Source organism: Pseudomonas sp., from assembly GCF_037994325.1.
GTDB lineage: Bacteria > Pseudomonadota > Gammaproteobacteria > Pseudomonadales > Pseudomonadaceae > Aquipseudomonas.
On record NZ_JBBNAH010000287.1, the window covers coordinates 1 to 25,526 of the forward strand.

22 protein-coding genes are annotated in these 25,526 nt (G+C 59.9%); 13 read left to right on the forward strand and 9 right to left on the reverse strand.

The window, feature by feature from the left end:
• From AAAB16_RS09610 to pilG, 6 genes are all read right to left on the reverse strand, one after another.
• Window positions 1-5,148: Hpt domain-containing protein (locus tag AAAB16_RS09610; protein WP_340663152.1), on the reverse strand; the 5,148-nt coding region annotated here is incomplete at its 3' end.
• Between the two features lie 25 nt (window positions 5,149-5,173).
• On the reverse strand, window positions 5,174-6,070 hold the full coding sequence (locus tag AAAB16_RS09615; protein ID WP_340663129.1) for a CheR family methyltransferase: 897 nt from the start codon (window positions 6,068-6,070) through the stop codon (window positions 5,174-5,176).
• 44 nt (window positions 6,071-6,114) lie between these two features.
• A complete protein-coding gene (locus AAAB16_RS09620) occupies window positions 6,115-8,163 on the reverse strand; it encodes a methyl-accepting chemotaxis protein (protein ID WP_340663130.1) in 2,049 nt (682 codons plus the stop codon).
• An 85-nt stretch (window positions 8,164-8,248) separates the two neighbouring features.
• A complete protein-coding gene (locus AAAB16_RS09625; protein WP_340663131.1) occupies window positions 8,249-8,785 on the reverse strand; it encodes a chemotaxis protein CheW in 537 nt (178 codons plus the stop codon).
• A 39-nt stretch (window positions 8,786-8,824) separates the two neighbouring features.
• Window positions 8,825-9,190 (reverse strand): twitching motility response regulator PilH, encoded by a 366-nt coding sequence (gene pilH, locus AAAB16_RS09630; protein ID WP_108094980.1) that lies wholly within the window; start codon window positions 9,188-9,190, stop codon window positions 8,825-8,827.
• A 46-nt stretch (window positions 9,191-9,236) separates the two neighbouring features.
• Window positions 9,237-9,644 carry a twitching motility response regulator PilG gene (gene pilG / locus AAAB16_RS09635; protein WP_108094981.1) on the reverse strand — a complete coding sequence of 136 codons (408 nt, stop codon included), beginning with the start codon at window positions 9,642-9,644 and terminating at the stop codon, window positions 9,237-9,239.
• Between the two features lie 245 nt (window positions 9,645-9,889).
• Here pilG and gshB point away from each other — a divergent pair, with 245 nt between their 5' ends.
• From gshB to AAAB16_RS09670, 7 genes are all read left to right on the forward strand, one after another.
• Window positions 9,890-10,843: a glutathione synthase gene (gene gshB / locus AAAB16_RS09640; protein ID WP_340663132.1), complete on the forward strand. Its 954-nt coding sequence runs from the start codon at window positions 9,890-9,892 to the stop codon at window positions 10,841-10,843.
• A 168-nt stretch (window positions 10,844-11,011) separates the two neighbouring features.
• Complete coding sequence (locus AAAB16_RS09645; RefSeq protein ID WP_340663133.1) at window positions 11,012-11,905, forward strand: energy transducer TonB; 894 nt, start codon at window positions 11,012-11,014, stop codon at window positions 11,903-11,905.
• Between the two features lie 63 nt (window positions 11,906-11,968).
• Window positions 11,969-12,538 carry a YqgE/AlgH family protein gene (locus AAAB16_RS09650; RefSeq protein WP_340663134.1) on the forward strand — a complete coding sequence of 190 codons (570 nt, stop codon included), beginning with the start codon at window positions 11,969-11,971 and terminating at the stop codon, window positions 12,536-12,538.
• Window positions 12,535-12,972, forward strand: a complete 438-nt coding sequence (gene ruvX, locus AAAB16_RS09655; RefSeq protein WP_110615311.1) for a Holliday junction resolvase RuvX — start codon at window positions 12,535-12,537, stop codon at window positions 12,970-12,972. The genes AAAB16_RS09650 and ruvX overlap by 4 nt, the downstream gene beginning before the upstream one ends.
• Before the next feature lie 32 nt (window positions 12,973-13,004).
• Complete coding sequence (pyrR, locus tag AAAB16_RS09660) at window positions 13,005-13,520, forward strand: bifunctional pyr operon transcriptional regulator/uracil phosphoribosyltransferase PyrR (protein WP_340663135.1); 516 nt, start codon at window positions 13,005-13,007, stop codon at window positions 13,518-13,520.
• Between the two features lie 26 nt (window positions 13,521-13,546).
• Window positions 13,547-14,575, forward strand: a complete 1,029-nt coding sequence (locus AAAB16_RS09665; RefSeq protein WP_340663136.1) for an aspartate carbamoyltransferase catalytic subunit — start codon at window positions 13,547-13,549, stop codon at window positions 14,573-14,575.
• Entirely contained in the window at window positions 14,575-15,846 is a 1,272-nt protein-coding gene (locus AAAB16_RS09670) for a dihydroorotase (protein ID WP_340663137.1), read from the forward strand. The genes AAAB16_RS09665 and AAAB16_RS09670 overlap by 1 nt, the downstream gene beginning before the upstream one ends.
• Before the next feature lie 114 nt (window positions 15,847-15,960).
• Here the strand turns inward: AAAB16_RS09670 and AAAB16_RS09675 are convergent, their stop codons facing one another.
• The gene (locus tag AAAB16_RS09675) at window positions 15,961-16,365 is read right to left on the reverse strand and encodes a TM2 domain-containing protein (protein ID WP_340663138.1); all 405 of its coding nucleotides are present in this window, start codon (window positions 16,363-16,365) and stop codon (window positions 15,961-15,963) included.
• Window positions 16,366-16,708: 343 nt separating this feature from the next.
• Between AAAB16_RS09675 and AAAB16_RS09680 the strand changes: the two genes are divergently transcribed.
• Window positions 16,709-17,314, forward strand: a complete 606-nt coding sequence (locus tag AAAB16_RS09680) for a C40 family peptidase (protein WP_340663139.1) — start codon at window positions 16,709-16,711, stop codon at window positions 17,312-17,314.
• Window positions 17,315-17,442: 128 nt separating this feature from the next.
• On the opposite strand, the gene AAAB16_RS09685 is transcribed toward AAAB16_RS09680, so the two are convergent.
• A complete protein-coding gene (locus AAAB16_RS09685; protein ID WP_340663140.1) occupies window positions 17,443-18,591 on the reverse strand; it encodes a PilT/PilU family type 4a pilus ATPase in 1,149 nt (382 codons plus the stop codon).
• A gap of 167 nt (window positions 18,592-18,758) precedes the next feature.
• On the reverse strand, window positions 18,759-19,793 hold the full coding sequence (pilT, locus tag AAAB16_RS09690) for a type IV pilus twitching motility protein PilT (RefSeq protein ID WP_340663141.1): 1,035 nt from the start codon (window positions 19,791-19,793) through the stop codon (window positions 18,759-18,761).
• 92 nt (window positions 19,794-19,885) lie between these two features.
• Between pilT and AAAB16_RS09695 the strand changes: the two genes are divergently transcribed.
• The 5 genes from AAAB16_RS09695 (at window position 19,886) to AAAB16_RS09715 (ending at window position 25,523) form a co-directional block, all read left to right on the forward strand.
• On the forward strand, window positions 19,886-20,581 hold the full coding sequence (locus tag AAAB16_RS09695; protein WP_340663142.1) for a YggS family pyridoxal phosphate-dependent enzyme: 696 nt from the start codon (window positions 19,886-19,888) through the stop codon (window positions 20,579-20,581).
• Window positions 20,582-20,618: 37 nt separating this feature from the next.
• A complete protein-coding gene (gene proC / locus AAAB16_RS09700; RefSeq protein WP_340663143.1) occupies window positions 20,619-21,452 on the forward strand; it encodes a pyrroline-5-carboxylate reductase in 834 nt (277 codons plus the stop codon).
• A gap of 10 nt (window positions 21,453-21,462) precedes the next feature.
• Window positions 21,463-22,053 (forward strand): YggT family protein, encoded by a 591-nt coding sequence (locus AAAB16_RS09705; protein ID WP_340663144.1) that lies wholly within the window; start codon window positions 21,463-21,465, stop codon window positions 22,051-22,053.
• A gap of 224 nt (window positions 22,054-22,277) precedes the next feature.
• Window positions 22,278-24,260 (forward strand): dynamin-like GTPase family protein, encoded by a 1,983-nt coding sequence (locus AAAB16_RS09710; protein WP_340663145.1) that lies wholly within the window; start codon window positions 22,278-22,280, stop codon window positions 24,258-24,260.
• Between the two features lie 123 nt (window positions 24,261-24,383).
• Complete coding sequence (locus AAAB16_RS09715) at window positions 24,384-25,523, forward strand: homoserine O-acetyltransferase (protein ID WP_340663146.1); 1,140 nt, start codon at window positions 24,384-24,386, stop codon at window positions 25,521-25,523.
• Window positions 25,524-25,526: the final 3 nt, after the last annotated feature.

Sequence of the window (25,526 nt, forward strand, 5' to 3'; positions counted from 1 at the left end):
GCCGGCCATGCGCGCACCACCCTTGAGGGTGTGCAGGTCGCGCTGCAACGACTCCAGCTCCAGGCTGTTATCGAGGTCATCTTTCCAACGCTGCAGGGCGGCGCTGGAGCTGTCGATAATGTCGAAACCTTCTTCAAGGAAGATTTCCACCAGTTCCGGATCGCGATCGTCGTCGAAAGCGGTCGGTGCTGGCGCTTCATAAACCGGCGGCTGTTGCTGCACCACAGGTTCAACAACGGGCTCAGGCTCGAATACAGCGGGCTCGACTTCTTCGCCAACCGGCTCGTTTACCTCGGGGGCGAGCAACTCAGCTTCCGGCAGAAATTCACCGTCCAGCGCCTGGTCTTCTTCAATCAAGATTTCCGGCGACTCAACAACAAACTCGGGGCCAGCCGCCACTTCCTCGAAGCTGATTACTTCGGGTTCCAGCTCGTCGAGCAGCGGCTCAACCAAAGGCAGCTCTTCAAGCGCATCTTCGGCGGCAGGCAGATCGACGTCTTCAACCGGCAGTTCGGTCTCAACGCTTGGCGCTTCTTCTAGCGGCTCAAGATCAGCAAGGTCGAGTTCCTCAACCGCCAGCGTCTGCGCCGGCAGCTCGTCGAAGCTCACTTCTTCCAGGGTCAGCTCATCTTCCGGTGGCAACACCACGGCTGCGGCGGAAAGGCTTTTACCGCCGCCTTGGCGGAAGTCCTTGATGTCTTGAATCAGCTTCGCCGGATCCAGCAGGGGCTGCTGCGCCTGCAATTGCTCCAGCAAGATCGCCAGCTTGTCGTGGCTGCGTTGCAGCAGACCGGCGAGCACGGGCGAGTAGCTGTAGCGACGATCGACCAGGCCTTCGTAAAGGGTTTCCAGCTCGTGGGCCAAATCGCCAATTGGGCGAATGGCAGCCATGCGCGCGCCCCCTTTAAGGGTGTGCAAATCACGCAGCAGGGAGGACAACGCTAGGTTGTTATCCGGGTCGCCCAACCAACGGTCCAGCGCTTGGCCGGAGCTTTCGAGGATATCCACCGCCTCTTCGAGGAAGATTTCCACCATCTCTTCATCGAGCGGGTCCACGGGTGCAGCGGCAACCGGTGTCGGCGCAGGCTCAATGGCGGCTAACTCGTCCACCGCTGGCAGCAGCTCTTGCACGGCCGGCACATCGTCTACCGCCAGCGGCTCAACTGGGGCTGGTTCGGCAACTGCCGCCAGCTCTTCCACCACAGGTGGTACGTCTTCGACGGGCAGCTCTTCAACATTTGGCAACGCATCGAAGGCCGACAGGTCGTATTCCTGCTCAGGCTCATCGCTAGCCGCCTCATTGTTCCACTCGGCCATTTCCAGTTCGGAAGTGGCGGCGTCCAACTCAACGATGTTCAGCCCAGCTTCGCCATCGGGGGTCAGCAGGGCCAGGGTTTGCGGGTCGAGGGCTTCGCTAAGCAGTACGCGCAAGGCTTCTACGCGCTGTGGCTCAGCGGTTACCTGCAGGCCAGCAGCCACCTGATCCATCATGCTGATCAGTGCTTCGTGGGCAGCTTCGGCTTCGCTAAAGAACCGTTCGCTAACAGCCAGGCTGCCTTCTTCGACGGCGCCGTAGAGGTCCAACAGGGCCTCGCACAGTTCATCGATTTGCGGCAGCTCGGCCATTTCGGCGCCACGGCCGAGGGTGGTCAGTTCATCCAACAGGGCACTGAGTTCTTGACGCTCGGTTGGGTGCTCACGCCATTTGCGCAGCAGGTCTTCCGCGTCCAGGAGGATATCCATGCCTTCGGAGAGAAAGATGCCGATCAGCTGCGGATCGCGCTTGTCCGTGCCTTCCGGGTCATGGCGTGCCGACTGGGCACTTTCCAGACGCTCGTGGTGCAGTTTATTAACCCGCTCCAGGAACTCGGCGGCGCCTTCAATCGGCGCCAACGGATTGCTTTCCAACTGCTCCAGGCCCTGACGGAACAGCTGCTCAGCGGTGTGCAGCAGCTCGGCCTCGGCCAGATCAAATGGAATCAGGTTGGTCTTGAATTCTTTCGCCAGCTTTTCCAGCGGGGTAGCGATTTCGGCAATCGGCAAAATGCCGGCCATATGGGCGCTGCCCTTGAGGGTGTGCAAGGCACGTTGCAGGTTGTCGGTGATTTCCTGCGGCAGTTCCTGGGCGCAATCGGCGAGGAAGCCGACGATGGTGTCCAGGTGCGTTTCCGCTTCGTTGCGGAAAATCTCAATCAGCTGTGGATCGAGCGCTTCAATTTCGGCGCTCGCGACAGCAGCCCCCGCAACAGTAACGCTATCGCCCACGGCGTCGGCTGCCTGCACGGGCACCGGGGCTTCAGGTTTTGGGCGGCGCTGACCTCGTGCCAAGGCATGGGCGGTGGCGGCCAGGGCATCTACGTCGTCACGCTGGCGTTGGGCCTTGGCGGCAAATTCGTCGACCAGCGACGGCATGATCGCCACCACGTCGGCGATCACTTCCTGCACGTCGTCGTCAGGCTGAATGCTGCGATCCAACACGCGGTTGAGCAGGTTTTCGATGGACCAACCCAGCTCGCCGATCACCAGTGCGCGTACCATGCGGCCACTGCCCTTAAGGGTGTGGAAAGCACGCCGCACTTCGGTAAGCGCGGTTTTGTTCTCGGTGTCTGCACGCCATTGCGGCAAGTACTCGGCGATGGTTTCCAGCACCTCACCAACTTCTTCGATAAAGACTTCCAGCAGGTCTTCGTCGATCGGCTCTTCACCTTCCGGTGGCGGCAACAGGCTTGGCGGTACGTCCTGGGCAGGCGGGTTGATCGCTTGCACCGGCGCGGCCATCACATCGGCCATCGACAACGGTTTTTCCAGCGCTGGGGCGGGCGCTGCCACTTCGGGCTCGGCGCCCGGCAGTTCAACTTCCGGCAACTCCAACTCGGCCAGTTCGGCTGCGTTCCAGTCGGCGGGGTTGTCGTTGCCTTCGGTGAAGCTCAGCTCATCCAGATCGAGCGCAGTATCGGCGCTCCATTCCACGGGTTCGTCGCTCAACTCCAGGCTTGGCAACTCGACCAGTTCCGAAGGCGCGTCAAAGGCGCTGAGTTCAACCACCTCGCCAGGCGCTGCGGGCAATTCTTCCAGGTTCCAGCTGTCTTCCAGGCTCAGCTCAGCCTCATCCGTAGGGTGCGCTGTGCGCCCCCCTGCGGAGGAGTCGACGAGGGGCAAATCTTCCAACGAAAACTCAATGCCACCAGCGTCACCGCTAACAACTGGGCTCTCGCTGTCGACCACCGGCAAATCTTCAAGGTTGAAGCTTTCTTCAATCACCGCGAAATCGGATTCAAACGACGACGGCTCGGCTTCAAATGCACTTTCTCCGAGCGCACCTTCTTCAACTGCTTCAGGTTCAACGGCCAGCTCAAGCTCAGGTTCAGCCGGCTCATCGGCCAACACTTCGATGTCGTGCATCGGGTCGGCGAGTGGTGCGAAGGCTTCCGGCTCCTCGACACGGTCGAGAATCGACGGTTTTTCTTTAAGCGGGTAACCCAGGGTTTCCAGGCTTTCTTCGGCGACGTCGAGAATCAAGTCGCCTTGGGCGGCGTGGTCTTCGCTCAACCGTTCGAGGTAGTACTCAACGCTGGTGATGGCGTCGGCCAGGGTGTCCAGGCTCTGCCAGTTCGGCACGGCTTTGCGCGCCAGCAGTTGTTCCTGGATATAGCGGTTGCAGGCTTGCAGCAGCGCCGCAGCGCGCTCCAGCGGAATCATCGCCAAGCCGCCACGGGCTTGAGTCAGCAACTCTGGCACGCGGGCCAGGTGCTCGTGGTTCCACTGCGAGGCAATAAATTCGATGATCGCGTCTTTGGCCTGTTCCAGGCCGTTGCGCGCTTCCTTAATCACCAACTGGTGAATCTGCCCAACGTCGGTGGTCGGCAGATGGCTTTCTTCACGGCGACCGTCTTCGGCGGGGCCAACCATACCGGCCAGGGTCGCTTCGACATACAGCAGAGCGCCGGCAACATCCATCAACACCGCATCGCTTGGCTCACGCTGGCCAAGGGACAGGCCATGGACCACATCGATCTGGTCGAGGATCACTTTGCGCGGCTGGCCAAAGCCCAATACTGCCAAGGTGTCGGCGATTTGCTTGAGCGGCGCCAGTTGGCTGTCGAGCTCGGCGACTTTGCTGCGGTCGCTGCGTACAAACAGATCAAGGCTGTCTTTAACCCGCACCAACTCTTCGCACAGGGCAGCCACCACTGAACGCATGGCGTCACGGTCGGGGCCAGCCAAACGGGCGCGCTCTTCGTCGACGATATCGTCGTCGGGCAGCGCTTCGTCGAGGCGGTATTGTTCCTTGAGGTGACGGATACGCGGCGATTGGGTGGTGGATTTGGCGACGTAGAACAGCAAGTTCTTGGTCAGCTCATCCGGCGCGGCCTGGTTGATGCCATCGGCACCTTGTTCCAGCAAGCGCTTGAGCTCTTTATCGACCTGACGCAGCAAGGTACGCACGGAAGCGCCATTCAGCACGCTGCCGTTAGACAGGCCTTCAACGATGCCCGAGGCGATCTGCCACAGCGGGCCCAGCGGGGCGTCTTTGCACAGCACTTCCAGGCGCGCAAACACCCGGGCCATGTAGCCCAAGTTGGTGCCCAGGTCTTGATTGCGGATAACGCCGATCAGGGCCATCTGCAGCATCTGCCGCAGCTTGCGCAGCAGCACCGGCAGTTCAGCAGTGCGCAGTTGCGCCAGGGAATCAGCCGACAGCGCCGGCTGGCGCACGGTCATGTCCGGGGAGAACAGGCTGGTTTCCGACAGCAGTTTTTCGCCACGGGCCGAACGCAGGTCGTTCAATAGCGGCAACACCACCATCGGCAGGTCGCGGCGCGCGGTTTGAATGCGGTCGAGGTACACCGGCAGCTGCAGAATGGCCTGCATCAGCACTTCCAGGGCTTCGTTCTGGTTGCTGACGCGGTTTTCCATCAAGGCCTGGGCCAGGTGCTCCATTTCTTCGGCGAGCAGGGCTGCGCCGTAGAACTCCACCATTTGCAGAGTGCCATGTACCTGGTGCGCATAGGTCAGGCAGAAACGCATGCGCGTCGAGTCCTCGGGGTTCTCAACGAACGCCTCAAGGGCTTGCCGTGCCTGTTTCAGGGTTTCTGCGATCTCGCCTTTAACCCACTCCAGGGCGACATAATCGTGCCGATCACCCATAGCAACTCCACTCATAAACCGCACGTTACCCCTTTCGGGTAAAAGCCAGCACTCGCTCGTCGGCCACCGGCTCCAAGTCCGGGTGCTGCCAACCGACCACTTCACCAACACCGACTACCAACAACCCACCTGGCGCTAAGCGTTCAGCCAGGCGGTTAAGGATTTCGCGGCGGCGCCAGCGACGAAAATAGATCAGCAAGTTCTGACAGAAAATGACATCCATGCCGGCCATTGGCGCTTTGGCCAACTCCAGCACGTTGAGCCTGGCCACACAAACGCGTGCGGCAAGGCTCGGTATTACTTTTAAACGTCCATCGTCCTGCGCGCTGAAGTAGCGCTCGCACAGGTCTATATCCATCTGCTCAAACTTGCGTGCGGCGTATTCGGCCTCACGCGCTTTGCTCAACGCATTCATGCTGATATCGGTGCCCGTCACACCAAAATGGTCGGGCAGCTCGCTATCACGCAGCACTTCCGCAGCGCTAATGGCCATGGAGTACGGTTCTTCACCACTGGAGCAGCCCACACTCCACAAGGCCCACGGCTGTTCGCCAGGGGTGGCGCGCGCCAGGCGCAACGCCAGGTATTGCTCAAGCACTTCAAACGAAGGGCGATGGCGGAAAAAACGGGTTTCTTGAACCGTCAGGCGGTCCAGCAGGGTCGACCATTCCACGGCACCACGCGGACCATCGGTGACTTGCCGGTAGTAGCTGGCATAGTCCGCCACCTGCAGCTCACGCATGCGTGCGCTGAGGTTGGTCTGTAAAAAAGCCTGGCGCTGTTCGTTGATCACCACGCCGGTGCGCTCTTCCAGCAGCGCTTGCCAGTCGTGGAATTCTGCCGGCGTCATGTCGACCAGAGGCTTTAGGGTCCAAGCCCCACTCGGCGCCCCGCTCGGTTGCATGCCGTCTCCCTCGCTCATGGCCCAATGGCGATGACCCTTTCAGGTCATCGCGCTCCCCTCGATCAGGCCTGGTCCGCTGCTTCTGGCAAGGTAAAACCAGAAACCGAACGACGCATCTCACTGGCCATTTTGGCCAAGTTACCAATGCTCTTGGCGGTCGCGGTGGTACCCGAGGACGTCTGCGAGGTGATCTCCTGGATCACGTTCATGGTGTTGGAGATATGGCCAGCGGAGGACGCTTGCTGACGGGCTGCGTTGGAGATGTTCTGGATCAAGGCCGCGAGGGTCTTGGATACCTTTTCAATCTCTTCCAGTGCCACACCGGCGTCTTGTGCCAGGCGTGCACCGCGCACTACTTCGGAAGTGGTTTGCTCCATGGAGATAACCGCTTCGTTGGTGTCGGTCTGAATCGTTTTAACCAGTGCCTCAATCTGCTTGGTTGCAGCGGAGGAACGTTCTGCGAGGCGTTGTACCTCGTCCGCTACCACGGCGAAGCCTCGACCGGCGTCACCGGCCATGGATGCCTGGATCGCGGCGTTCAGTGCGAGGATGTTGGTTTGGTCAGCAATGTCGTTAATCAGGCTAACGATGTCACCGATCTCCTGGGACGATTCACCGAGGCGTTTAATACGCTTGGAGGTGTCCTGGATCTGCTCACGGATGTTATCCATGCCGGTGATGGTGTTGTGCACCACCTCGTTACCCTTGTTGGCGATGGCTACGGAACGTTCTGCTACCGCGGAGGATTCCGAGGCGTTCGCCGATACTTGGTCAATGGACACGGCCATTTCGTTGATCGCCGCCGATGCACCGGCAATTTCTTGCGCTTGGTGCTCGGATGCTTCTGCCAGATGCATGGCCGTTGCCTGTGTTTCCTGGGCGGCGGCGGCCACCTGTACAGCGGTCAAGTTAATCGTGGCTACCAGGTCGCGCAGCTGGTCGATCGAGTAGTTGATCGAGTCCGCGATGGCGCCGGTGAAGTCTTCGGTTACGGTCGCGGCTACTGTCAGGTCACCGTCCGCGAGGTCGGCAATTTCATCGAGCAGTCGCAGAATCGCCGCTTGGTTACGTTCGTTTTTCTCAGCGGTTTCAGCCAGTCGGCTGCGGGTGCTCTGAACCATTACCAGACCGATCAGAACGATCGAGGCAATTGCCAGCAAGCCCAGCACATAACCGGCCAGGGTGTTCATCGAACGAGCACTCACCAGGTTTTCAAACCCTTCAGCCAGCTTGGAGGCTTTGTCCAACAGGGTTTGCGAAACGGTAAAGATGCTGCTGGCCGACTCACGAACCTGGAACAGCTCTGGCGAGGTTTCGAGAATCTCGTCCACCGAACCGGATACGAACTCGAACAGCTCGGAAATCTCGGACAAGCGCTCCAAGGCTTCCTGGTCGCTGACCTTGGTGATCTTCATGGCGGCGTTGCCTTCGATCATCGCCTTGAGTACGCGACCGAACAGGCTGGCGTCACGACCGAACATGTCGGCGGCTTGTACCGAGTCTTCGTCACCGGCCAGTACCTTGTTCACCGAACCAAGGATACGTTCGGCCAACAGCGACTGGCGCTGAGCAACCGATACCTGGGCAGCGGTCGCGCCGCTTTCCAGCAGGATGTCGACCACTTCTTCGTACTCGACCTGCAGCTGCGGAATGGTTTCGGCCAATGTGGCGGCTACCTGGTGCAGGGACAGTACGGTTTGTTCACTGGCGAGAATGGCGTCACTGTTTTTACGCAGGCTGTCCCAGTCTTGCTGCACCGCATCCATTTCTGCCTTAACAATGGCAGGCGCTGGTGGCAGGCCGGTGGTGTTGTCGCCACTAACCAGGAAGCTCCAGCGCTTTTCGAAGTCGTTGCGGGCGTCTTTCAACAGGGCAAACGCCTCTGTCTTACCGGCCGCCGCTTCCGTGGCGTTCTTCGCAATACGCTGGGAGAGCACACGCAGCTCACCGGAGTGGCTGATGTATTCCTTGTCGTAGTTCGACTGGGTGTTGATGTAGGCGAAGTTGGCGAACAGCAGCACGATCGACACGATCAGGACAATAAACAGCCCCGCGATCAACGAGCTACTACGCACTCCAGCCAATAGATTGCCTGCGTTCAGTTTTTTCATTTTTTGGCCCCCGCCTGGACCCACCGCACTACGATTTCCCATGTAACGCCAAAGGGCCGGCAAATGCCGACCCAACCTAAATCAATCAAAACGCAACGTCGAGAAAGCCCGGGTGCTGTGCCAGCGCGTGAGGACTGAACACAAGCCAAGGCTGTTCGCGTTGAAAAACCCCATGTATGAAGGGCTCAATAGCCGCTTCGAGCGCTGGCAACTGCTCGGAAAAGCTGTCCACCGGGAAGTGCTGCATACCAAACACTTCGTCGACGGTCAGGCCAGCGAAAACTTCTTGGTGGTCTACCACCAGCACCCGACGTTGCTTGCGCAGCGGCGAGAGCTCGGTACCAAAGTAGCCACACATATCCATAACCGGCAGCAAGCGTCCACGTACGTTAGCCACACCTTTAACCCAGCTTTTAACGCCAGGCAGCAAGGTGAAGCGGGGTTCGTGCAGCACTTCGCCGATTTCGCCCATCGGTGCTACGAAAAGACGGTCGCCCATACGAAAACCGATTCCGCTCCAGGTCTGCACCACGGCACGCTGCGACGGCAAGCCGGCAGCCAGCAATCGACAACGCTGGTCGATCTCGAGGAGAAGCTGAAAGGGAGTCTGTACATCCGACATGGGGCCGAACCTTCTAGTTTTTATGTGCGTGTTGGCGGCTTAACCGGCCAGCACGGCATTCAAGGTTTTCAGCAGCGTATCTTCGTCTACCGGTTTGGTCAGGTAGTCACGCGCGCCTTGGCGCTTGCCCCAGACCTTATCGGTTTCCTGGTCTTTGGTGGTGACGATAATGACCGGAATGTGATTGGTATCAGCATCTTTAGTCAGCTGACGGGTGGCCTGGAAGCCATTGAGGCCCGGCATCACGATATCCATCAATACAGCGTCGGGCTTTTCCTGACGGGCAAGTGCCACGCCATCAGCGCCGTTTTCCGCCTTGAGTACCTGATGGCCGTGCTTTTCCAGCATGGCGGTCAGTTTGTACATCTCGGTGGGGGAGTCATCAACAATCAGAATGCGAGCCATGGTGTATCCCTATGGAAGTTTGCGTCACCGCCTTAGCGGCCAAACGTCAAGATGCTTGTTCCACCGGGGTGAAATCTGGGACGTGAGCCTTGATGGCACCGAGTAACTCTTCCTTACTAAAAGGCTTGGTGAGGTACTGATCGGAACCCACGATACGGCCCTTGGCCTTATCGAACAGACCGTCCTTAGAGGACAACATGATTACCGGGGTGGACTTGAAAGCACTGTTATTTTTGATCAGGGCGCAGGTCTGATAGCCATCTAACCGCGGCATCATGATGTCGACAAAAATGATATTGGGGTGTGTATCAGCGATCTTGGCCAACGCATCGAAACCATCGACGGCGGTGATCACTTCACAACCCACCTTTTTCAGCAGGGTCTCAGCGGTGCGACGAATCGTTTTCGAATCGTCGATGACCATGACCCTTAATCCTTCGGAATGCTGTTCCATGTCTGTCCTACCATCGCCTCGATGAGTCGTTATATTTCTACGTTTTCAGTGCGCCTGAGGCCTACCAGCTACGGGCTGCGACCCAATCGTAGGCCTTTTTAGCACACTCTCTAGAAGCAATCTATAAGCCCCAGATGCGTAAGGTTTTTCCTTGACCGAAGTGGTCGCCAGCGCCACCCTGGCGCCACACAGTCTAGTCTCGACAGGTTTCACCTGTCGCATTCGTTTTGCGGAGGATCCACCCCATGAGCGTTCGCCTCGGCATAGTCATGGACCCGATTTCGGGCATTTCCTATAAGAAGGACAGCTCGCTGGCCATGCTACTGGCCGCTCAGGCCCGTGGTTGGTCGTTGTTCTACATGGAGCAGCACGACCTGTACCAGGTCGCGGGAGTTGCCAAAGCGCGTATGCGCCCGCTTAAAGTCTTTGCCGATCCTGAGCACTGGTTCGAGCTGAGCGATGAAACCGACGCGCCCTTGAGCGACTTGGATGTGATCCTGATGCGCAAGGATCCACCCTTCGATATGGAATTCGTCTACAGCACCTACCTGCTGGAGCAAGCGGAGCGGGCCGGGGTGTTGATCGTCAACCGCCCCCAGAGCTTGCGCGACTGCAACGAAAAGTTGTTTGCCACGCAATTCCCACACTGCACGCCGCCCACATTGGTCAGCCGCCGTGCCGACATTCTGCGCGAGTTTGCCAAAGAGCACCGTGACATCATTCTCAAACCCTTGGATGGCATGGGCGGAACGTCGATCTTTCGCCACCGCGAGGGCGATCCGAACCTGTCGGTGATCCTTGAAACCCTGACCAACCTCGGCCAGCAGCAGATTATGGCGCAGGCCTACCTGCCGGCGATCAAGGATGGCGACAAGCGCATTCTGATGATTAACGGTGAGCCGGTGCCCTATTGCCTGGCACGTATTCCCGCCGCCGGCGAAACCCGCGGCAACCTGGCGGCCGGCGGGCGCGGCGAAGCACGGCCGCTGACCGAGCGTGATCGCTGGATCGCCGCCCAGGTTGGCCCGACATTGCGTGAAAAAGGCCTGCTGTTTGTTGGCCTGGATGTCATTGGCGAGCACCTGACGGAAATCAACGTCACCAGCCCGACCTGTATCCGCGAGATCGACAACGCCTTCGACACCAAGATCGGCGAGCAACTGATGGACGCCATTGCAGCGCAACTCGCCGCCCGCTAAAACCTCCGCCGCCCTGCTGCGCCTTGCTATAAAAAGCAGCGCAGCAGAGCACCGCGAGACCCACAACGCAGAAATGCCCAGTGCATCACCAAGGCGCGCAGTGCTTCATAGACTTTTCGCCAAGCCCTCGGCAGACTGCGCGGCAACCTGAACAAGCCCCGTTGAGCGATGAACGCGACCGCACTCCCGCCCGAACTTTCTGATTACGGCGTCCGCCCTGCGGACCGGCTGGGCTTTACCCTGTTTCTCGCTGCCGCCCTGCATGCGGCATTGATTCTCGGCGTCAGCTTTACCATTGTGCCGCCCAGCCAGATCAGCAAAACCCTGGAAATCACCCTGTCCACCTTCAAGAGCAAGGAAGCGCCGAAAGAGGCCGACTACCTCGCACAGGACAACCAACAGGGCAGCGGCACGTTGGATAAAAAAGCAGCGCCGAAAACCACCGAGCAGGCGCTATTCCAGGACAAAGAAGTCAAACGCATCACCCTGCCCACTGCTCCAGCGCCCGCGACCAAGGCAGAAGCGCCGAAAGCGGCAGTCGCCACCACAGCACCCAAGCAGCAGAAAACCCCAGTCAAACGCGAAGAAACCAAACCCCAGCCCGACGCACGCAAAGCGCCGGCGTTTGATAGCGAACAGCTGTCTGCCGAAATTTCCGGCCTGGAAGCGGAATTGGCCCAAGAGCAACAGCTGTACGCCAAACGCCCGAAAATTCACCGCCTGAACGCCGCCTCAACCATGCGCGACAAAGGCGCCTGGTACAAAGATGAGTGGCGTAAAAAGGTCGAGCGTATCGGCAACCTGAACTACCCGGATGAAGCTCGCCGCCAGCGGATTTACGGCAACCTGCGCTTGCTGGTGTCGATCAACCGCGACGGCAGCTTGTATGAAGTGCAGGTATTGGAATCGTCCGGCCAGCCGCTGCTCGATCAAGCCGCGCTAAAAATCGTGCGGCTTTCCGCGCCGTTTTCCCCGTTTACCGGCGACCTCTCGGATATCGACCGCCTGGAAATCATCCGCACCTGGCGCTTTGAGCGCGGCGACAAGCTTTCCAGCAAATAACCGCGCCCTGCAAACGGCCGCGCGGCTTGTCAGGCCCACCATCCAGCGGCCAAACTACGCGCCATGAAAGACGCCAACCCCAGCTACCTGAAAAACCATTTTCTGATTGCCATGCCGCACATGGCCGATCCGAATTTCGCGCAGACCGTTACCTTTCTGATTGAGCACAACGCCGAAGGCGCCATGGGCCTGGTGATCAACCGCCCCAATGGCCTGACGCTCGCCGATGTGCTTGAGCAACTGCGCCCGGAAACACTGCCGCCAACCATTTGCCAAAGCCTGCCGATTTTCTCCGGCGGCCCGGTACAGACCGAGCGAGGGTTTGTCTTGCATCCCGCTGGCGAGCAATTTCAGGCCACCATGGAACTGGGCGAGCTGGCACTCTCCACCTCGCAAGACGTGCTTTTCGCCATCGCCGATGGCCACGGCCCGGAAAAATACGTGATTGCCCTCGGCTACGCCGGCTGGGAAGCGGGCCAACTGGAACAAGAGCTGATCGGCAACACCTGGCTCACCTGCCCCGCCGACCCGCAGATTCTTTTCGACACCCCCTTTGATCAACGCCTGGCCGCCGCCGCAGCCCGCCTGGGGGTTAACCTCAGCCTGCTGACCTCGCAAGCTGGGCACGCCTGATGGCCGATAAACCGCTGCGCCTGCTGCTCGGCTTCGACTACGGCACCAAGCAGATTGGCGTTGCCGTCGGCCAGGTGATTACCGGGCAGGCCCGCGAGCTTTGCGTGCTCAAAGCACAAAATGGCGTGCCGGACTGGCAGAAAGTCGAAGCCCTGGTGCGCGAATGGCAGCCAGATGCCATCGTGGTTGGCCTGCCGCTGAATATGGACGGCACGCCCAGCGACATGAGCGAGCGCGCGGAAAAATTCGCCCGCCGCCTCAATGGCCGCTTCAACCTGCCGGTGCACACCCACGACGAACGCCTGACCACCTACGCCGCCAAAGGCGAACGCCTGCAGCAAGGCCAACGTGGCGGCTACAAGGACAATCCGGTGGACGCCCTGGCCGCCGCACTTTTGCTCGAAGGTTGGCTGGCCGAACATACCGGCGCCTGAAGCCCCGCGTTTTCGCGATTCAAGGAGACACCATGAAGCTACCCAACCCCGCCGAGCTGCTGCCGCAAATGGCCAGCGCGTTGACCGAGCACCTGGCCAAGCGAAACATCAGCGAACCGCGCTTTATTGGCATTCACACCGGTGGCGTGTGGGTCGCGCAGGCGCTGTTGCAAGTGCTAGGCCGCGACACCGAGCTGGGCATCCTTGATGTCTCGTTCTACCGCGATGACTTCACCCAGAATGGCCTGCACCCGCAAGTGCGCCCCTCCGTGCTGCCGTTCGAAATCGAAGGCCAGCACTTGGTGCTGGTGGACGACGTGTTGATGAGCGGGCGCACCATTCGCGCCGCCCTCAACGAGCTGTTCGACTACGGCCGCCCGGCCAGCGTGACCCTGGTCAGCCTGCTCGACCTTAACTCGCGCGAACTGCCGATTCGCCCCGATGTGGTCGGCGCCACCCTGTCGCTGGCTGCCGATGAGCGGGTAAAATTGCTCGGCCCCGCGCCGCTCACCCTTGAGCACCAAGCCCCGACTAGCTCCACCCACTGATAGCGCCGCCCACTGAGACCGCCCCCATGACGCCGACCGACGCCAAGCGCCCGCTGCAGCTCAACGACCAGGGCCAGCTGCGCCATTTCCTCTCGCTTGATGGCTTGCCTCGCGAGTTGCTGACCGAAATTCTCGATACCGCCGACTCCTTTCTTGAAGTCGGCGCCCGCGCGGTAAAAAAAGTGCCGCTGCTGCGCGGCAAAACGGTGTGCAATGTGTTCTTCGAGAACTCCACGCGCACCCGCACCACCTTTGAACTGGCGGCGCAACGGCTGTCGGCGGACGTCATCACCCTGAACGTGTCGACTTCCTCCACCAGCAAGGGCGAAACCCTGCTCGACACCCTGCGCAACCTCGAAGCCATGGCGGCGGACATTTTTGTGGTGCGTCATGCCGACTCAGGCGCCGCCCACTTCATCGCCGAGCACGTGTGCCCGGACATGGCGATCATCAACGGCGGCGACGGCCGTCACTCGCACCCGACCCAGGGCATGCTCGACATGCTGACCATCCGCCGGCACAAAGGCAGCTTTGAAAATCTGTCGGTGGCCATCGTTGGCGACATCCTCCATTCACGCGTAGCCCGCTCCAATATGCTCGCGCTGAAAACCCTCGGCTGCCCGGATATCCGCGTAATCGGGCCGAAAACCCTGCTGCCGGTGGGCATTGAGCAGTACGGGGTAAATATCTACACCGACCTGGCCGAAGGCCTGAAAGATGTCGACGTGGTGATCATGCTGCGCCTGCAACGCGAGCGTATGACCGGCGGCTTGCTGCCCAGCGAAGGCGAGTTCTACCGCCTGTATGGCCTGACCAGCGAACGGCTGAAACTGGCCAAGCCGGATGCCTTGGTGATGCACCCAGGCCCGATCAACCGCGGCGTGGAAATTGAGTCGGCGGTAGCCGATGGCCCGCAGTCGGTGATTCTCAACCAGGTCACCTACGGCATCGCCATTCGTATGGCCGTGCTGTCGATGGCCATGAGCGGACAAACCACCCAACGCCTGCTCAACCAGGAAGCACAGGCCCAACAAAACGCTGAGGAGCAAAACTGATGCGCATCGAAATCCTCGGCGCCCGGGTGATCGACCCGGCCAGTGGCCTGGACCAGGTCAGCGACTTGTTTATCGCCGACGGCAAAATCGCCGGCATTGGCAGCAAGCCCGCCGGCTTTGCCGCCGATAAAAGCATCGACGCCAACGGCCTGATCGCCAGCCCTGGCTTGGTCGACTTGAACGTCGCCCTGCGTGAACCCGGCTACAGCCGCAAAGGCAGCATCGCCAGCGAGACCCTGGCCGCTGCGGCTGGCGGCGTCACCAGCCTGTGCTGCCCACCGTTTACCAAACCAATTCTGGATACCTCGGCGGTGGCCGAGCTGATCCTCGACCGCGCCCGCAGCGCCGGGCACACCAAAGTGTTCCCGATTGGTGCCCTGAGCAAAGGCCTGGCCGGTGAGCAGTTGGCTGAGCTGGTAGCACTGCGCGATGCCGGCTGCGTTGCCTTTGGCGATGGCCTCGACAGTTTCCACAACAACCGCACCCTGCGCCGCGCCATGGAATACGCCGCCACCTTCGACCTGACGGTGGTACTGCAATCGCAAGACCGTGATCTGGCCGAAGGCGGCCTGGCCCATGAAGGCGCCACCGCCAGCTTCCTGGGCTTGCCCGGCATTCCAGAAACTGCCGAAACCGTGGCCCTGGCCCGCGACCTGCTGCTGGTGGAACAGACCGGCGTGCGCGCGCACTTCAGCCAGCTCACCAGTGCCCGTGGCGCGCAGTTGATTGCCGACGCCCAGGCCCGCGGCCTGCCAGTGACTGCCGATGTGGCGCTGTATCAGCTGATTCTGACGGATGAGGCGCTGATCGACTTCTCAAGCCTGTATCACGTACAACCGCCGCTGCGCACCGCGGCCGACCGTGATGGCCTGCGGGCGGCGGTGAAGTCTGGGGTGATTCAAGCCATCGCCAGCCACCACCAACCGCATGAAGCCGATGCTAAGTTGGCGCCGTTTGGTGCGACTGAGCCGGGCATCAGCAGCGTAGAGCTGTTACTGCCGCTGGCCATGAGCTTGGTGCAGGATGGCTTGCTTGATTTGCCGACCTTGCTCGCGCGCCTAAGTGCTGGGCCAGCGGACGCCTTGCGTCTACCGGCTGGCAAACTGGCGGTGGGTAGCCCAGCCGATGTGCTGCTGTTTGATGCCAATGCCTCGACGCTAGCGGGAGAAACCTGGTTCTCCAAAGGCCAGAACAGCCCATTTATTGGCCATTGCTTACCGGGGGCGGTGCGCTACACCCTGGTGGACGGACATATCAGCTTTCAGGCCTGATCGACCGCTGTTGGGCTTCTTTGTGCCCAACCCAACACACTCTAGGGTGTGCTGTGCGCACCAACGCAAACACAAAAGATCACTTGGTGCGCGCAGCACAGCCTGCGGAGCGCGTTAAATGTGCTGAGCGGTGTTGCGCTCGGATACCTGGCCGTTAAGCGTCCAGAAGTCGTACAGAACCCCAACGAAAAACAGCCCACCCGTGCACAGGTAGATAAGGCCGGTAATCCATTTGCCTTGGTACATGCGGTGCACGCCAAACACGCCAAGGAAGGTCAGCAGAATCCAGGCGACGTTATAGTCCAGACCGCCAGCGTTAAAGCGCAGGTCCGCTTCGCGATCCATCGACGGAATCAAAAACAGGTCGATGATCCAGCCCACAAACAGCAGGCCAAAGGTGAAAAACCAGATAGTGCCGGTTACCGGCTTGCCATAGTAGAAGCGGTGGGCACCGAGAAAACCGAATATCCACAGCAGATAGCCGATCAGCTTGCTATGGGTATCTTTGGCTACGTTCATGCTTTGCCTCCTCGTGGCGATTGCAGCTTCGACCTGCGTAGCACGAAAGGGTTGCCTAACCTCCGTCGTCCCCGCGCAGGCGGGAACCCAGATGCGGTGCACGGCAAGCAAACGGCATTCACCTGGACGTTTGTGGATCCCCGCCTACGCGGGGATGACGAAAGCGTTGAGGGCGAAATTCGCCCCAACGAAACGCCCAGGGTTAGTCACTACAAAGTCGGGAAAAGCCGCGCTTTATCCCTGCTTTTCCCTCATCGGACCCGAGTTCCAATCGACCAATGGTCAAAAACTGAGCAAAAAAGCTGTTATAAAGTTGCGCTCCGTTAAACCTGAGCCCTGCCATATGCGTCCTTTTTTATTCACATGGCTGACTTTTTGTCTGTGTTTACCGCTCGCCGCCGAGGCGACTAATCGATACCAGCCACTCCCTGCCCATGCCACCGGGCGCACTGCATCCACTGGCGAATCCAGCGCCAAACCCGCCCAGAGCAACGCTCCAGCGCAACCGGTTCTGGCGGCCAAAACCCAGGAAGCGAAAAACAGCAGCGCCGTGCTCGGCCGCGCCGTTAACACCCTGGGTGTGCGCTATCGCTGGGGCGGCACGTCGCCGGAGAAGGGTTTTGATTGCAGCGGTCTGGTGCGTTACGCCTTTAACGACATCGACGACGTTGACCTATCGCGCACCTCAAACCAGATGGCCCGCGAAGACGGCGAGAAAATCTCGCGCAGCCAGCTAAAGCCCGGCGATCTGCTGTTTTTCAACATCCGTAGCCGGCGCGTAAACCACGTGGCGATTTATCTGGGTAATGACCGCTTTATCCATGCGCCGCGAGGCGGCAAGTCGGTCACCATCGACACCCTTAACAAGCCCTACTGGAAAAGCCACTACGCCATGGCCAAGCGCGTATTGCCCAGTAGCGAGCCGCAGTTGCGCGTGACTACGCGCTGATAGTCTGCCGTCGTCCCCGCGTAGGCGGGATCCAGAATGTTGCGGCGAATGAGGTTGATGCTGCGAGCCTGGATCCCCGCCTGCGCGGGGATGACGGTCAACGGTTCAATAGCTTGCCATGCCGTGAGCTAGCGGAACCGCCGGCCGCCGTTGTCTTCGTCGCCAATTTCCAGCGACAGCCCTTGCGACATGCTGGTCAGGTGATCGCCATCGGTTTCCGAACCCAGCTTGATCATCAAGCGCAGGTCGTTCGCCGAGTCGGCATAGGCCAACGAATCTTCGTAGGTGATTTCGCCCTGGCTATACAGCTGGTACAGCGCCTGGTCGAAGGTCTGCATGCCTTGCTCGGTGGAGCGCTTCATCAGCGCTTTGAGTTCGTGCACTTCGCCTTTACGAATCAAGTCGGCCGCCAGTGGGGTGTTGATCAACACCTCGATTACCGCGCGGCGGCCCTTGCCGTCCGGGGTCGGAATCAGTTGCTGGGCGACGATGGCCTTGAGGTTCAAGGACAAGTCCATCCACACCTGCTGCTGACGGTCGGCGGGGAAGAAGTTAATGATGCGGTCCAGCGCCTGGTTGGCGTTGTTGGCGTGCAGCGTGGCCAGGCACAAGTGCCCGGTTTCGGCGAAGGCCACAGCGTGATCCATGGTTTCGCGGGTACGCACCTCACCAATCAGAATTACGTCCGGCGCCTGGCGCAGGGTGTTCTTTAGCGCCACTTCAAACGACTCGGTGTCGATGCCCACTTCGCGCTGCGTGACGATGCAGCTCTGGTGCTGGTGGATATATTCGATCGGGTCTTCGATGGAGATGATGTGGCCGCTGCTGTTCTTGTTGCGGTAGCCGATCATCGCCGCCAGCGAGGTAGATTTACCGGTACCGGTCGCCCCCACAAACAACACCAGGCCGCGCTTGGTCAGTGCCAGTTTCTTCAGCACTTCCGGCAGCTTGAGGTCTTCGAGGGTCGGAATATTGGTTTCGATCCGACGCAGCACCATGCCGGCCAGGTTACGCTGGTAGAACGCGCTGACGCGGAAACGGCCGATGCCACGCGCGCTAATGGCGAAGTTGCATTCGTGGTTTTCGGCGAAGTCGCGGCGTTGTTGCTCGTTCATCACCGCATGCACGGTTTCACGGGCCTGTTCGGGCGACATCGGTGTTTTGGTAATCGGCATGATCTTGCCGTTGACCTTCATCGAAGGCGGCACGCCTGCGGTGATAAACAGGTCGGAACCGCCTTTCTCGACCATCAAACGCAGAAGCTTTTCAAATTCCATCGAAGTTCTCGCCTATCACGCAACCTTGCCACGGCAACCGAAGGCTACCGCCACCCCATAGGGCAATCGGTTGCGCGCGTGTAGCGCAACCGTTCTGTCAGAGCTGTGCATATTCTGCTGTCTGCCGCGCACTTCCAAGCGGGCAGACCTGCAGGATGGGATATGCGTCAGAAATTTTCCGGGGTTTTCGCCTTTTCTTTCGCCGCATCGCGGGAAACCAAACCTTTGGCGACCAGGCCTTTAAGGCACGAGTCGAGGGTCTGCATGCCCAGCGAGCCACCGGTCTGGATGGCGGAATACATCTGCGCCACTTTGTCTTCGCGAATCAGGTTTCGGATGGCCGGGGTGCCGATCATGATTTCGTGGGCCGCAACGCGGCCGCCGCCAATCTTTTTCAGCAGGGTCTGGGAGATAACCGACTGCAACGACTCGGAAAGCATGGAACGCACCATGGACTTTTCTTCGGCCGGGAATACGTCAACCACGCGGTCGATGGTTTTTGCCGCCGAGGTGGTGTGCAGGGTGCCGAATACCAAGTGCCCGGTTTCCGCAGCGGTTAGCGCCAGGCGGATGGTTTCCAGGTCACGCATCTCACCCACCAGGATGATGTCCGGGTCTTCCCGCAGTGCCGAACGCAGGGCTTCGCTAAACCCGAGGGTGTCGCGGTGCACTTCACGCTGGTTGATCAGGCACTTTTTCGATTCGTGAACGAATTCGATCGGGTCTTCCACCGTAAGGATGTGGTGGTATTTGTTGCTATTGATGTAGTCGAGCATGGCCGCAAGGGTTGTCGATTTGCCCGAACCGGTCGGCCCGGTGACCAACACCAGGCCACGGGGCACGTCGGAAATCTTCTTGAAGATTTCGCCCATGCCCAGGTCTTCCATGGACAAAACCTTGGAGGGAATGGTCCGAAATACCGCACCGGCACCACGGTTCTGGTTAAAGGCGTTAACCCGGAAACGCGCCACGCCTGGCACTTCAAAGGAGAAGTCAGTCTCGAGGAATTCTTCGAAATCCTTGCGCTGCTTGTCGTTCATGATGTCGTAGATCAGCGCGTGCACTTGCTTGTGGTCCAGTGCCGGCAGATTGATGCGGCGGACATCGCCGTCGACCCGGATCATCGGCGGCAAACCCGCCGAGAGGTGCAGGTCCGAAGCGCCCTGTTTCGCGCTGAAGGCGAGCAGCTCAGTGATATCCATGGAATTCCCTAATTAAGTGCGTCTAATGACGAGCATCAAATGACAAGAGAGCAGGTAGAATGCCGCTCAACCACAGGCGGCTGGTGTAGGTAATGTCCACGATAGCAGAGAATATTGCAAAGCTCGGTGAGCGTATCCGTGAGGCGGCGCAAGCCTCGCAGCGAGATTTTCATCAGGTTGGCCTGTTGGCCGTGAGCAAAACCAAACCCGCCGAGGCCGTTCGTGAAGCCTTCGCCGCCGGCCTGCGCGATTTTGGCGAAAACTACCTGCAAGAGGCACTCGGTAAACAGGCCGAACTCAGCGACCTGGCCTTGATTTGGCACTTCATCGGCCCCATCCAGTCGAACAAGACCAAAGCCATAGCCGAGCATTTCGACTGGGTACATTCGGTGGACCGCCTGAAAATCGCCCAACGCCTCTCCGAACAACGTCCCGCGCACTTGCCGCCGCTGAATATCTGCCTGCAGGTAAACGTCAGCGGTGAGGCGAGCAAATCCGGCTGCGCGCCTGAAGACTTACCCGCGCTGGCGGCTGCCGTGGCGCAACTGCCACGCCTGAACCTACGCGGCCTGATGACGATTCCCGAACCTACCGATGATACCTGCGCCCAGCACGAGGCCTTTGCCACCGTGCGCCAGTTGCAGGCCAGCCTCGGCATGCCTGAACTCGACACGCTGTCGATGGGCATGAGCCACGACCTGGAAGCTGCCATCGCCGAAGGCGCCACCTGGGTGCGTATCGGCACCGCGCTGTTTGGCGCCCGTGATTACGGGCAACCCACTGCATGAACCACCGTAACCCGTGCCTGATTAAAGGAAGCGTTTTATGAGCAACCCCCGTATTGCCTTTATTGGTGCCGGCAACATGGCTGCCAGTCTGATCGGCGGCCTGCGCGCCCAGGGCATGGATAACAAGTTGATCAGCGCCGGCGACCCTGGCGTTGAAAACCGCAACAAGGTCGCGGCCGAACATGGCATCAGCGTCTTTGCCGATAACGCCGATGCCGTGCGCGGTGCCGATGTGGTGGTGCTGGCAGTAAAACCCCAGGCGATGAAAACCGTGTGCCTGGCGCTGGCGCCCGAACTGACGAGCAACCAGCTGATCGTCTCGATTGCCGCCGGCATCACCTGCGCCAGCCTGCAAACCTGGCTGAGCACTCCCGAGGCGCCGACCCGCGCCATCGTTCGCTGCATGCCCAATACCCCGGCGCTGTTGCGTCAGGGCGTGAGCGGCTTGTTTGCCAATGTCGGGGTCTCTAGCGCACAGCGCCAGCAAGCCGAGCAATTGCTCAGCGCCGTTGGTGTCGCTCTGTGGCTGGATGAAGAACATCTGATCGACGCGGTGACCGCCGTATCTGGTAGCGGCCCGGCCTACTTCTTCTTATTAATAGAGGCGATGACTGCCGCCGGCGAAAAGCTCGGCCTGCCCGCCGCTACCGCCGCGCAGTTGACCTTGCAAACCGCCCTTGGCGCCGCGCGTATGGCCGTGGCCAGTGATGTCGACGCTGCCGAACTGCGCCGCCGCGTGACCTCGCCGGCCGGCACTACGGAAGCGGCGATCAAAACCTTTCAGGCTGGCGGCTTTGAAGCCCTGGTCGAGCAAGCACTCAACGCCGCAGCACATCGCTCGGCGGAACTGGCCGAGCAATTGGGCCAATAAGGAGCTGATGATGATTGGATTGAACACTGCTGCCGTTTACATCTTGCAAACCCTGGGCAGCATGTACCTGTTGATCGTGCTGCTGCGCTTTATCCTGCAACTGGTGCGGGCCAACTTCTACAACCCACTGTGTCAGTTCATCGTGCGCGCCACCCAGCCGTTGCTGAAACCGCTGCGCAAGATTATTCCAGGCTTCGGCGGCCTGGATATCGCCTCCCTGGTGCTGGCCATTCTGCTGCAGTTCATCCTTATCGCCCTGACCATCCTGCTCACCTACGGCGTTTTCGCCAACCCGGTGCAAATGCTGATCTGGTCGCTGATTGGCATCACCGCGCTGTTCCTCAAGGTGTTTTTCTTTGCCTTGATCATCAGCGTGATCCTCTCCTGGGTCGCCCAGGGTAGCCACAATCCAGGTGTGGAACTGATTAACCAGATCTGTGAGCCCGTGTTGTCGCCGATTCGGCGCATCTTGCCGAGCATGGGCGGCCTGGATCTGTCGCCGATCTTTGCCTTTCTCGCGCTCAAGCTGCTGGACATGCTGGTGATTCAAAACCTGATGATCATGAGTGGCATGCCCGACGTACTGCGTATGCTGCTGTAACCCCCCACCTACCGCTCGGTGCCGCAGCCCGACCTTAAGGCGGGCTGCGCTAGTAGTCCGATTGACGCGTAGGATGCTTCCCGCATAATGCCCGACAATGGCAAGCTGCCATCCCTAGCGTGCACCCATCACAGAGTGCGGCGCAGGCGCTTGCAGCGGCTGATTGGCCAGCCGATGATCTTTCAAAATCAGTCGCAGGATGCGTTGCCGACAGGAGTGCAGGAATGAGCATGGAACGTCTCAGCCAACAGGTCAGTGCATACGTGGGTTGGAAGCGCGGCTTGATGCGCGAAATCACCCGTTATCGCAGCTGGTTGGCGACCAATCGCCTGACCAACGACGCCGTCGAAGCCAAACTCGACCGCGCCTTGCGCACTCTGCGTACCGACCACATCACCCTGGCCTTTGTCGGCGAGTTCTCCCGCGGCAAAACCGAGCTGATCAATAGCCTGTTCTTCTCCGAGTACGGCCAGCGCATGCTGCCGTCTCACGCTGGGCGCACCACCATGTGCCCGACCGAGCTGTTTTTCGACCCGCGCTCGGAACGCTCCTATATCCGCTTGCTGCCCATCGAAACACGCATGACCGACGCCAGCGTGGCGCAGTTCAAGCGTATTCCACGGCATTGGGTGAACATTCCGCTGGATATCAGCGACCCCGACAATATGGTGCAGGCCTTCACCCAAGTGGCGAAGACCAAGCCCATGCCGGTTGAACAAGCCATTCAGCTGGGCTTCCACCCAGACATGCTGGAAAGCGCCGGCAAACCTGGCCAGGTGCTGGTGCCGGCCTGGCGTCACGCCATCGTCAACTTCGATCACCCGCTGCTGCGCCAGGGTCTGCGTATTCTCGATACCCCTGGCCTGAACGCCCTGGGTAGCGAGCCGGAACTGACCCTGTCGATGCTGCCCAGCGCTCAGGCAATCATCTTTCTGCTGTCTGCCGATACCGGCGTGACGGCCAGCGATATGGCGGTATGGCAAACCCATATCCGCCAGCTCGACGAAGAAACCCAAACCAGCCTGTTTGCCGTGCTGAACAAAATCGACGTGCTCTGGGATGACCTGGCTGGCGAAACCTTTGTGCAGAACGCCATCAGCCAGATTCAGGTCGCCACCGCCAAGCAACTGGGCATTGGCATTGAAGATGTGTTGCCGCTGTCGGCCAAGCAAGCCTTGCTAGCCAAGGTGCGCAAAGACCAGGCGCTGCTGGATCGCAGCCAGTTGGGCCACCTGGAAAACCTGCTGTGCGAGCGCATCGTCGCGCAGAAAGAACGCCTGCTGGAGGACCGTGTGGTCAATCAGGTGCTCGCTCTGTTGCAGAACAGCCAGCACGTATTGAACCTGCGCCTGGAAAAAGTCCGCGAGCAGCAAACCCTGCTGACCACGCACCAACAGGACAACGGCCAGTTGCTGTTTGAACTGACCGCCAAAACCAAAGACGACCACAGCCAGCATCACCGCCGCCTGCTGGGGCTGAAAACCAACCAGCGCCTGCTTAAGCGTCAGGGCGATTTACTGCGCAACGCCGCCCGCTCCGAGCGCTTGGAGGAACACCTGAACAAGGTGCGCACCAACCTCACCGGCAGTTGGACGACCTTGGGCATCAACCAGGCGATCCTGCACTTCTTCCGCTCCGTGGAGCACGACTTGGCCAACCTCGGCCAGGAAGTGGAAATGGCCAACAAAATGGTTTCGGCCATCTACCGCCGCCACAACGAAGAAAATCCACTCAATGGCGTCGATGCCCCGCAGTTCAACATCAAACGCTACCAGCGCGAGCTCAAGGCGCAGCGAGGCAAGGCCGACCAATTCCGCCTGCACTTTAAAACCCTGCTGACCGAACAACGCACCCTGACCAAACGCTTCTTCGCCACCCTGGTGCAGGAAGTCATCGGCCTGCACCAACGCTTGCGCCGCGAAGTCGAGCAATGGGCTGGTGATGCGCTGATGCCGCTGATGCAACACACCCTTGAACACAAACAGCTGCTGGAAACCCACATGCTGCGGCTTAAGTCGCTGGCGCAGAACACCCAGCAAGCGCGCGTACGTAGCCAGCAAATGCTCCGTTATATGAAAGAACTGGAGCTGCAACTCAGCCAGGCCAACGACATGCTGCGCACCTTGCGCCGCCCGGCGCCGATTTCGCGCCAAGGCAGAGTGGTGACGTTGCCTTCCTCCAATCGCCAAGCCCATCTCGGCGAGTAACACAGTCTCTGCGTCAGCTCACGTTTGCCGTGACAATTCAGAGCCTTAGCCCGCCGCCCCCGCGCTTGCCGCAGGGGGCGGTGCTCTTTAGACTGGCGCCTCCTTTTTGTGAGAGCAGGGTCGATGCCCACCGCCTTTCCCGAAGATTCTGTTGGTCTGGTCACCCCTCAGGTTGAACACTTTGCCGAGCCATTGGCGTTGGCCTGTGGCCGCAGCCTGGGCGACTACAGCCTGGTGTACGAGACCTACGGCCAGTTGAATGCAGCGCGCAGCAATGCCGTGCTGATTTGCCATGCACTCTCGGGCCATCACCACGCCGCGGGCTACCACAGTACCGAAGAGCGCAAACCGGGCTGGTGGGACAGCTGCATCGGCCCCGGCAAAGCCATCGACACCAACCGCTTTTTTGTCGTCAGCCTGAATAACCTTGGCGGCTGTAATGGCTCCACCGGCCCCTCCAGCGTCAACGCCGCCACAGGCAAACCCTATGGCGCCGACTTCCCGGTATTGACCGTCGAGGATTGGGTCAACAGCCAGGCGTTGCTGGCTGACCGTTTGGGCATTGCCCAATGGGCGGCGGTGGTGGGCGGCAGTCTCGGCGGCATGCAAGCCATGCAGTGGGCCATCAGCTACCCCGGCCGTATTCGTCACTGCCTGGCCATTGCCTCCGCGCCCAAACTGTCGGCGCAGAACATTGCCTTTAACGAGGTGGCACGCCAGGCGATTTTGTCCGACCCGGAATTCCACGGCGGCCATTTTCAGGAACAAAACGTGATTCCCAAGCGCGGCCTGATGCTGGCGCGCATGGTGGGCCATATCACCTACCTGTCCGACGACGCCATGGGCGAGAAATTCGGCCGGGGGCTGAAAAGCGAAAAACTTAACTACGACTTCCACAGCGTCGAGTTTCAGGTGGAAAGCTACCTGCGCTATCAGGGCGAAGAGTTCTCCGGGCGCTTTGACGCCAACACCTATTTGCTGATGACCAAGGCGCTGGACTACTTCGACCCGGCTGCCGCCCACGGCGGCGACCTGGCGAAAACCCTGGCCGGGGTCAAAGCCGACTTCTGCGTGATCTCCTTCACCACCGACTGGCGCTTTTCGCCAGCGCGCTCGCGGGAAATCGTCGATGCGCTGATGGCCGCGCGGAAAAACGTCTGCTACCTGGAAGTCGATGCACCGCAAGGTCATGACGCCTTTTTGATGCCGATTCCCCGTTACCTGCAAGCATTCAGCGGTTACATGAACCGCATCAGCCTCTGAGGA

Excerpts from the sequence above, each read along its gene's own strand:
- AAAB16_RS09685 (WP_340663140.1), bottom strand. The coding sequence starts at position 18,591 with ATGGAATTTGAAAAGCTTCTGCGTTTGATGGTCGAGAAAGGCGGTTCC.
- AAAB16_RS09680 (WP_340663139.1), top strand. The coding sequence starts at position 16,709 with ATGCGTCCTTTTTTATTCACATGGCTGACTTTTTGTCTGTGTTTACCG.
- AAAB16_RS09705 (WP_340663144.1), top strand. The coding sequence starts at position 21,463 with ATGATTGGATTGAACACTGCTGCCGTTTACATCTTGCAAACCCTGGGC.
- AAAB16_RS09695 (WP_340663142.1), top strand. The coding sequence starts at position 19,886 with ATGTCCACGATAGCAGAGAATATTGCAAAGCTCGGTGAGCGTATCCGT.
- AAAB16_RS09615 (WP_340663129.1), bottom strand. The coding sequence starts at position 6,070 with ATGAGCGAGGGAGACGGCATGCAACCGAGCGGGGCGCCGAGTGGGGCT.
- pilH (WP_108094980.1), bottom strand. The coding sequence starts at position 9,190 with ATGGCTCGCATTCTGATTGTTGATGACTCCCCCACCGAGATGTACAAA.
- AAAB16_RS09645 (WP_340663133.1), top strand. The coding sequence starts at position 11,012 with ATGAACGCGACCGCACTCCCGCCCGAACTTTCTGATTACGGCGTCCGC.
- AAAB16_RS09620 (WP_340663130.1), bottom strand. The coding sequence starts at position 8,163 with ATGAAAAAACTGAACGCAGGCAATCTATTGGCTGGAGTGCGTAGTAGC.
- AAAB16_RS09665 (WP_340663136.1), top strand. The coding sequence starts at position 13,547 with ATGACGCCGACCGACGCCAAGCGCCCGCTGCAGCTCAACGACCAGGGC.
- AAAB16_RS09715 (WP_340663146.1), top strand. The coding sequence starts at position 24,384 with ATGCCCACCGCCTTTCCCGAAGATTCTGTTGGTCTGGTCACCCCTCAG.
- AAAB16_RS09650 (WP_340663134.1), top strand. The coding sequence starts at position 11,969 with ATGAAAGACGCCAACCCCAGCTACCTGAAAAACCATTTTCTGATTGCC.
- pyrR (WP_340663135.1), top strand. The coding sequence starts at position 13,005 with ATGAAGCTACCCAACCCCGCCGAGCTGCTGCCGCAAATGGCCAGCGCG.
- pilT (WP_340663141.1), bottom strand. The coding sequence starts at position 19,793 with ATGGATATCACTGAGCTGCTCGCCTTCAGCGCGAAACAGGGCGCTTCG.
- AAAB16_RS09625 (WP_340663131.1), bottom strand. The coding sequence starts at position 8,785 with ATGTCGGATGTACAGACTCCCTTTCAGCTTCTCCTCGAGATCGACCAG.
- AAAB16_RS09675 (WP_340663138.1), bottom strand. The coding sequence starts at position 16,365 with ATGAACGTAGCCAAAGATACCCATAGCAAGCTGATCGGCTATCTGCTG.
- AAAB16_RS09710 (WP_340663145.1), top strand. The coding sequence starts at position 22,278 with ATGAGCATGGAACGTCTCAGCCAACAGGTCAGTGCATACGTGGGTTGG.
- gshB (WP_340663132.1), top strand. The coding sequence starts at position 9,890 with ATGAGCGTTCGCCTCGGCATAGTCATGGACCCGATTTCGGGCATTTCC.
- pilG (WP_108094981.1), bottom strand. The coding sequence starts at position 9,644 with ATGGAACAGCATTCCGAAGGATTAAGGGTCATGGTCATCGACGATTCG.
- proC (WP_340663143.1), top strand. The coding sequence starts at position 20,619 with ATGAGCAACCCCCGTATTGCCTTTATTGGTGCCGGCAACATGGCTGCC.
- AAAB16_RS09670 (WP_340663137.1), top strand. The coding sequence starts at position 14,575 with ATGCGCATCGAAATCCTCGGCGCCCGGGTGATCGACCCGGCCAGTGGC.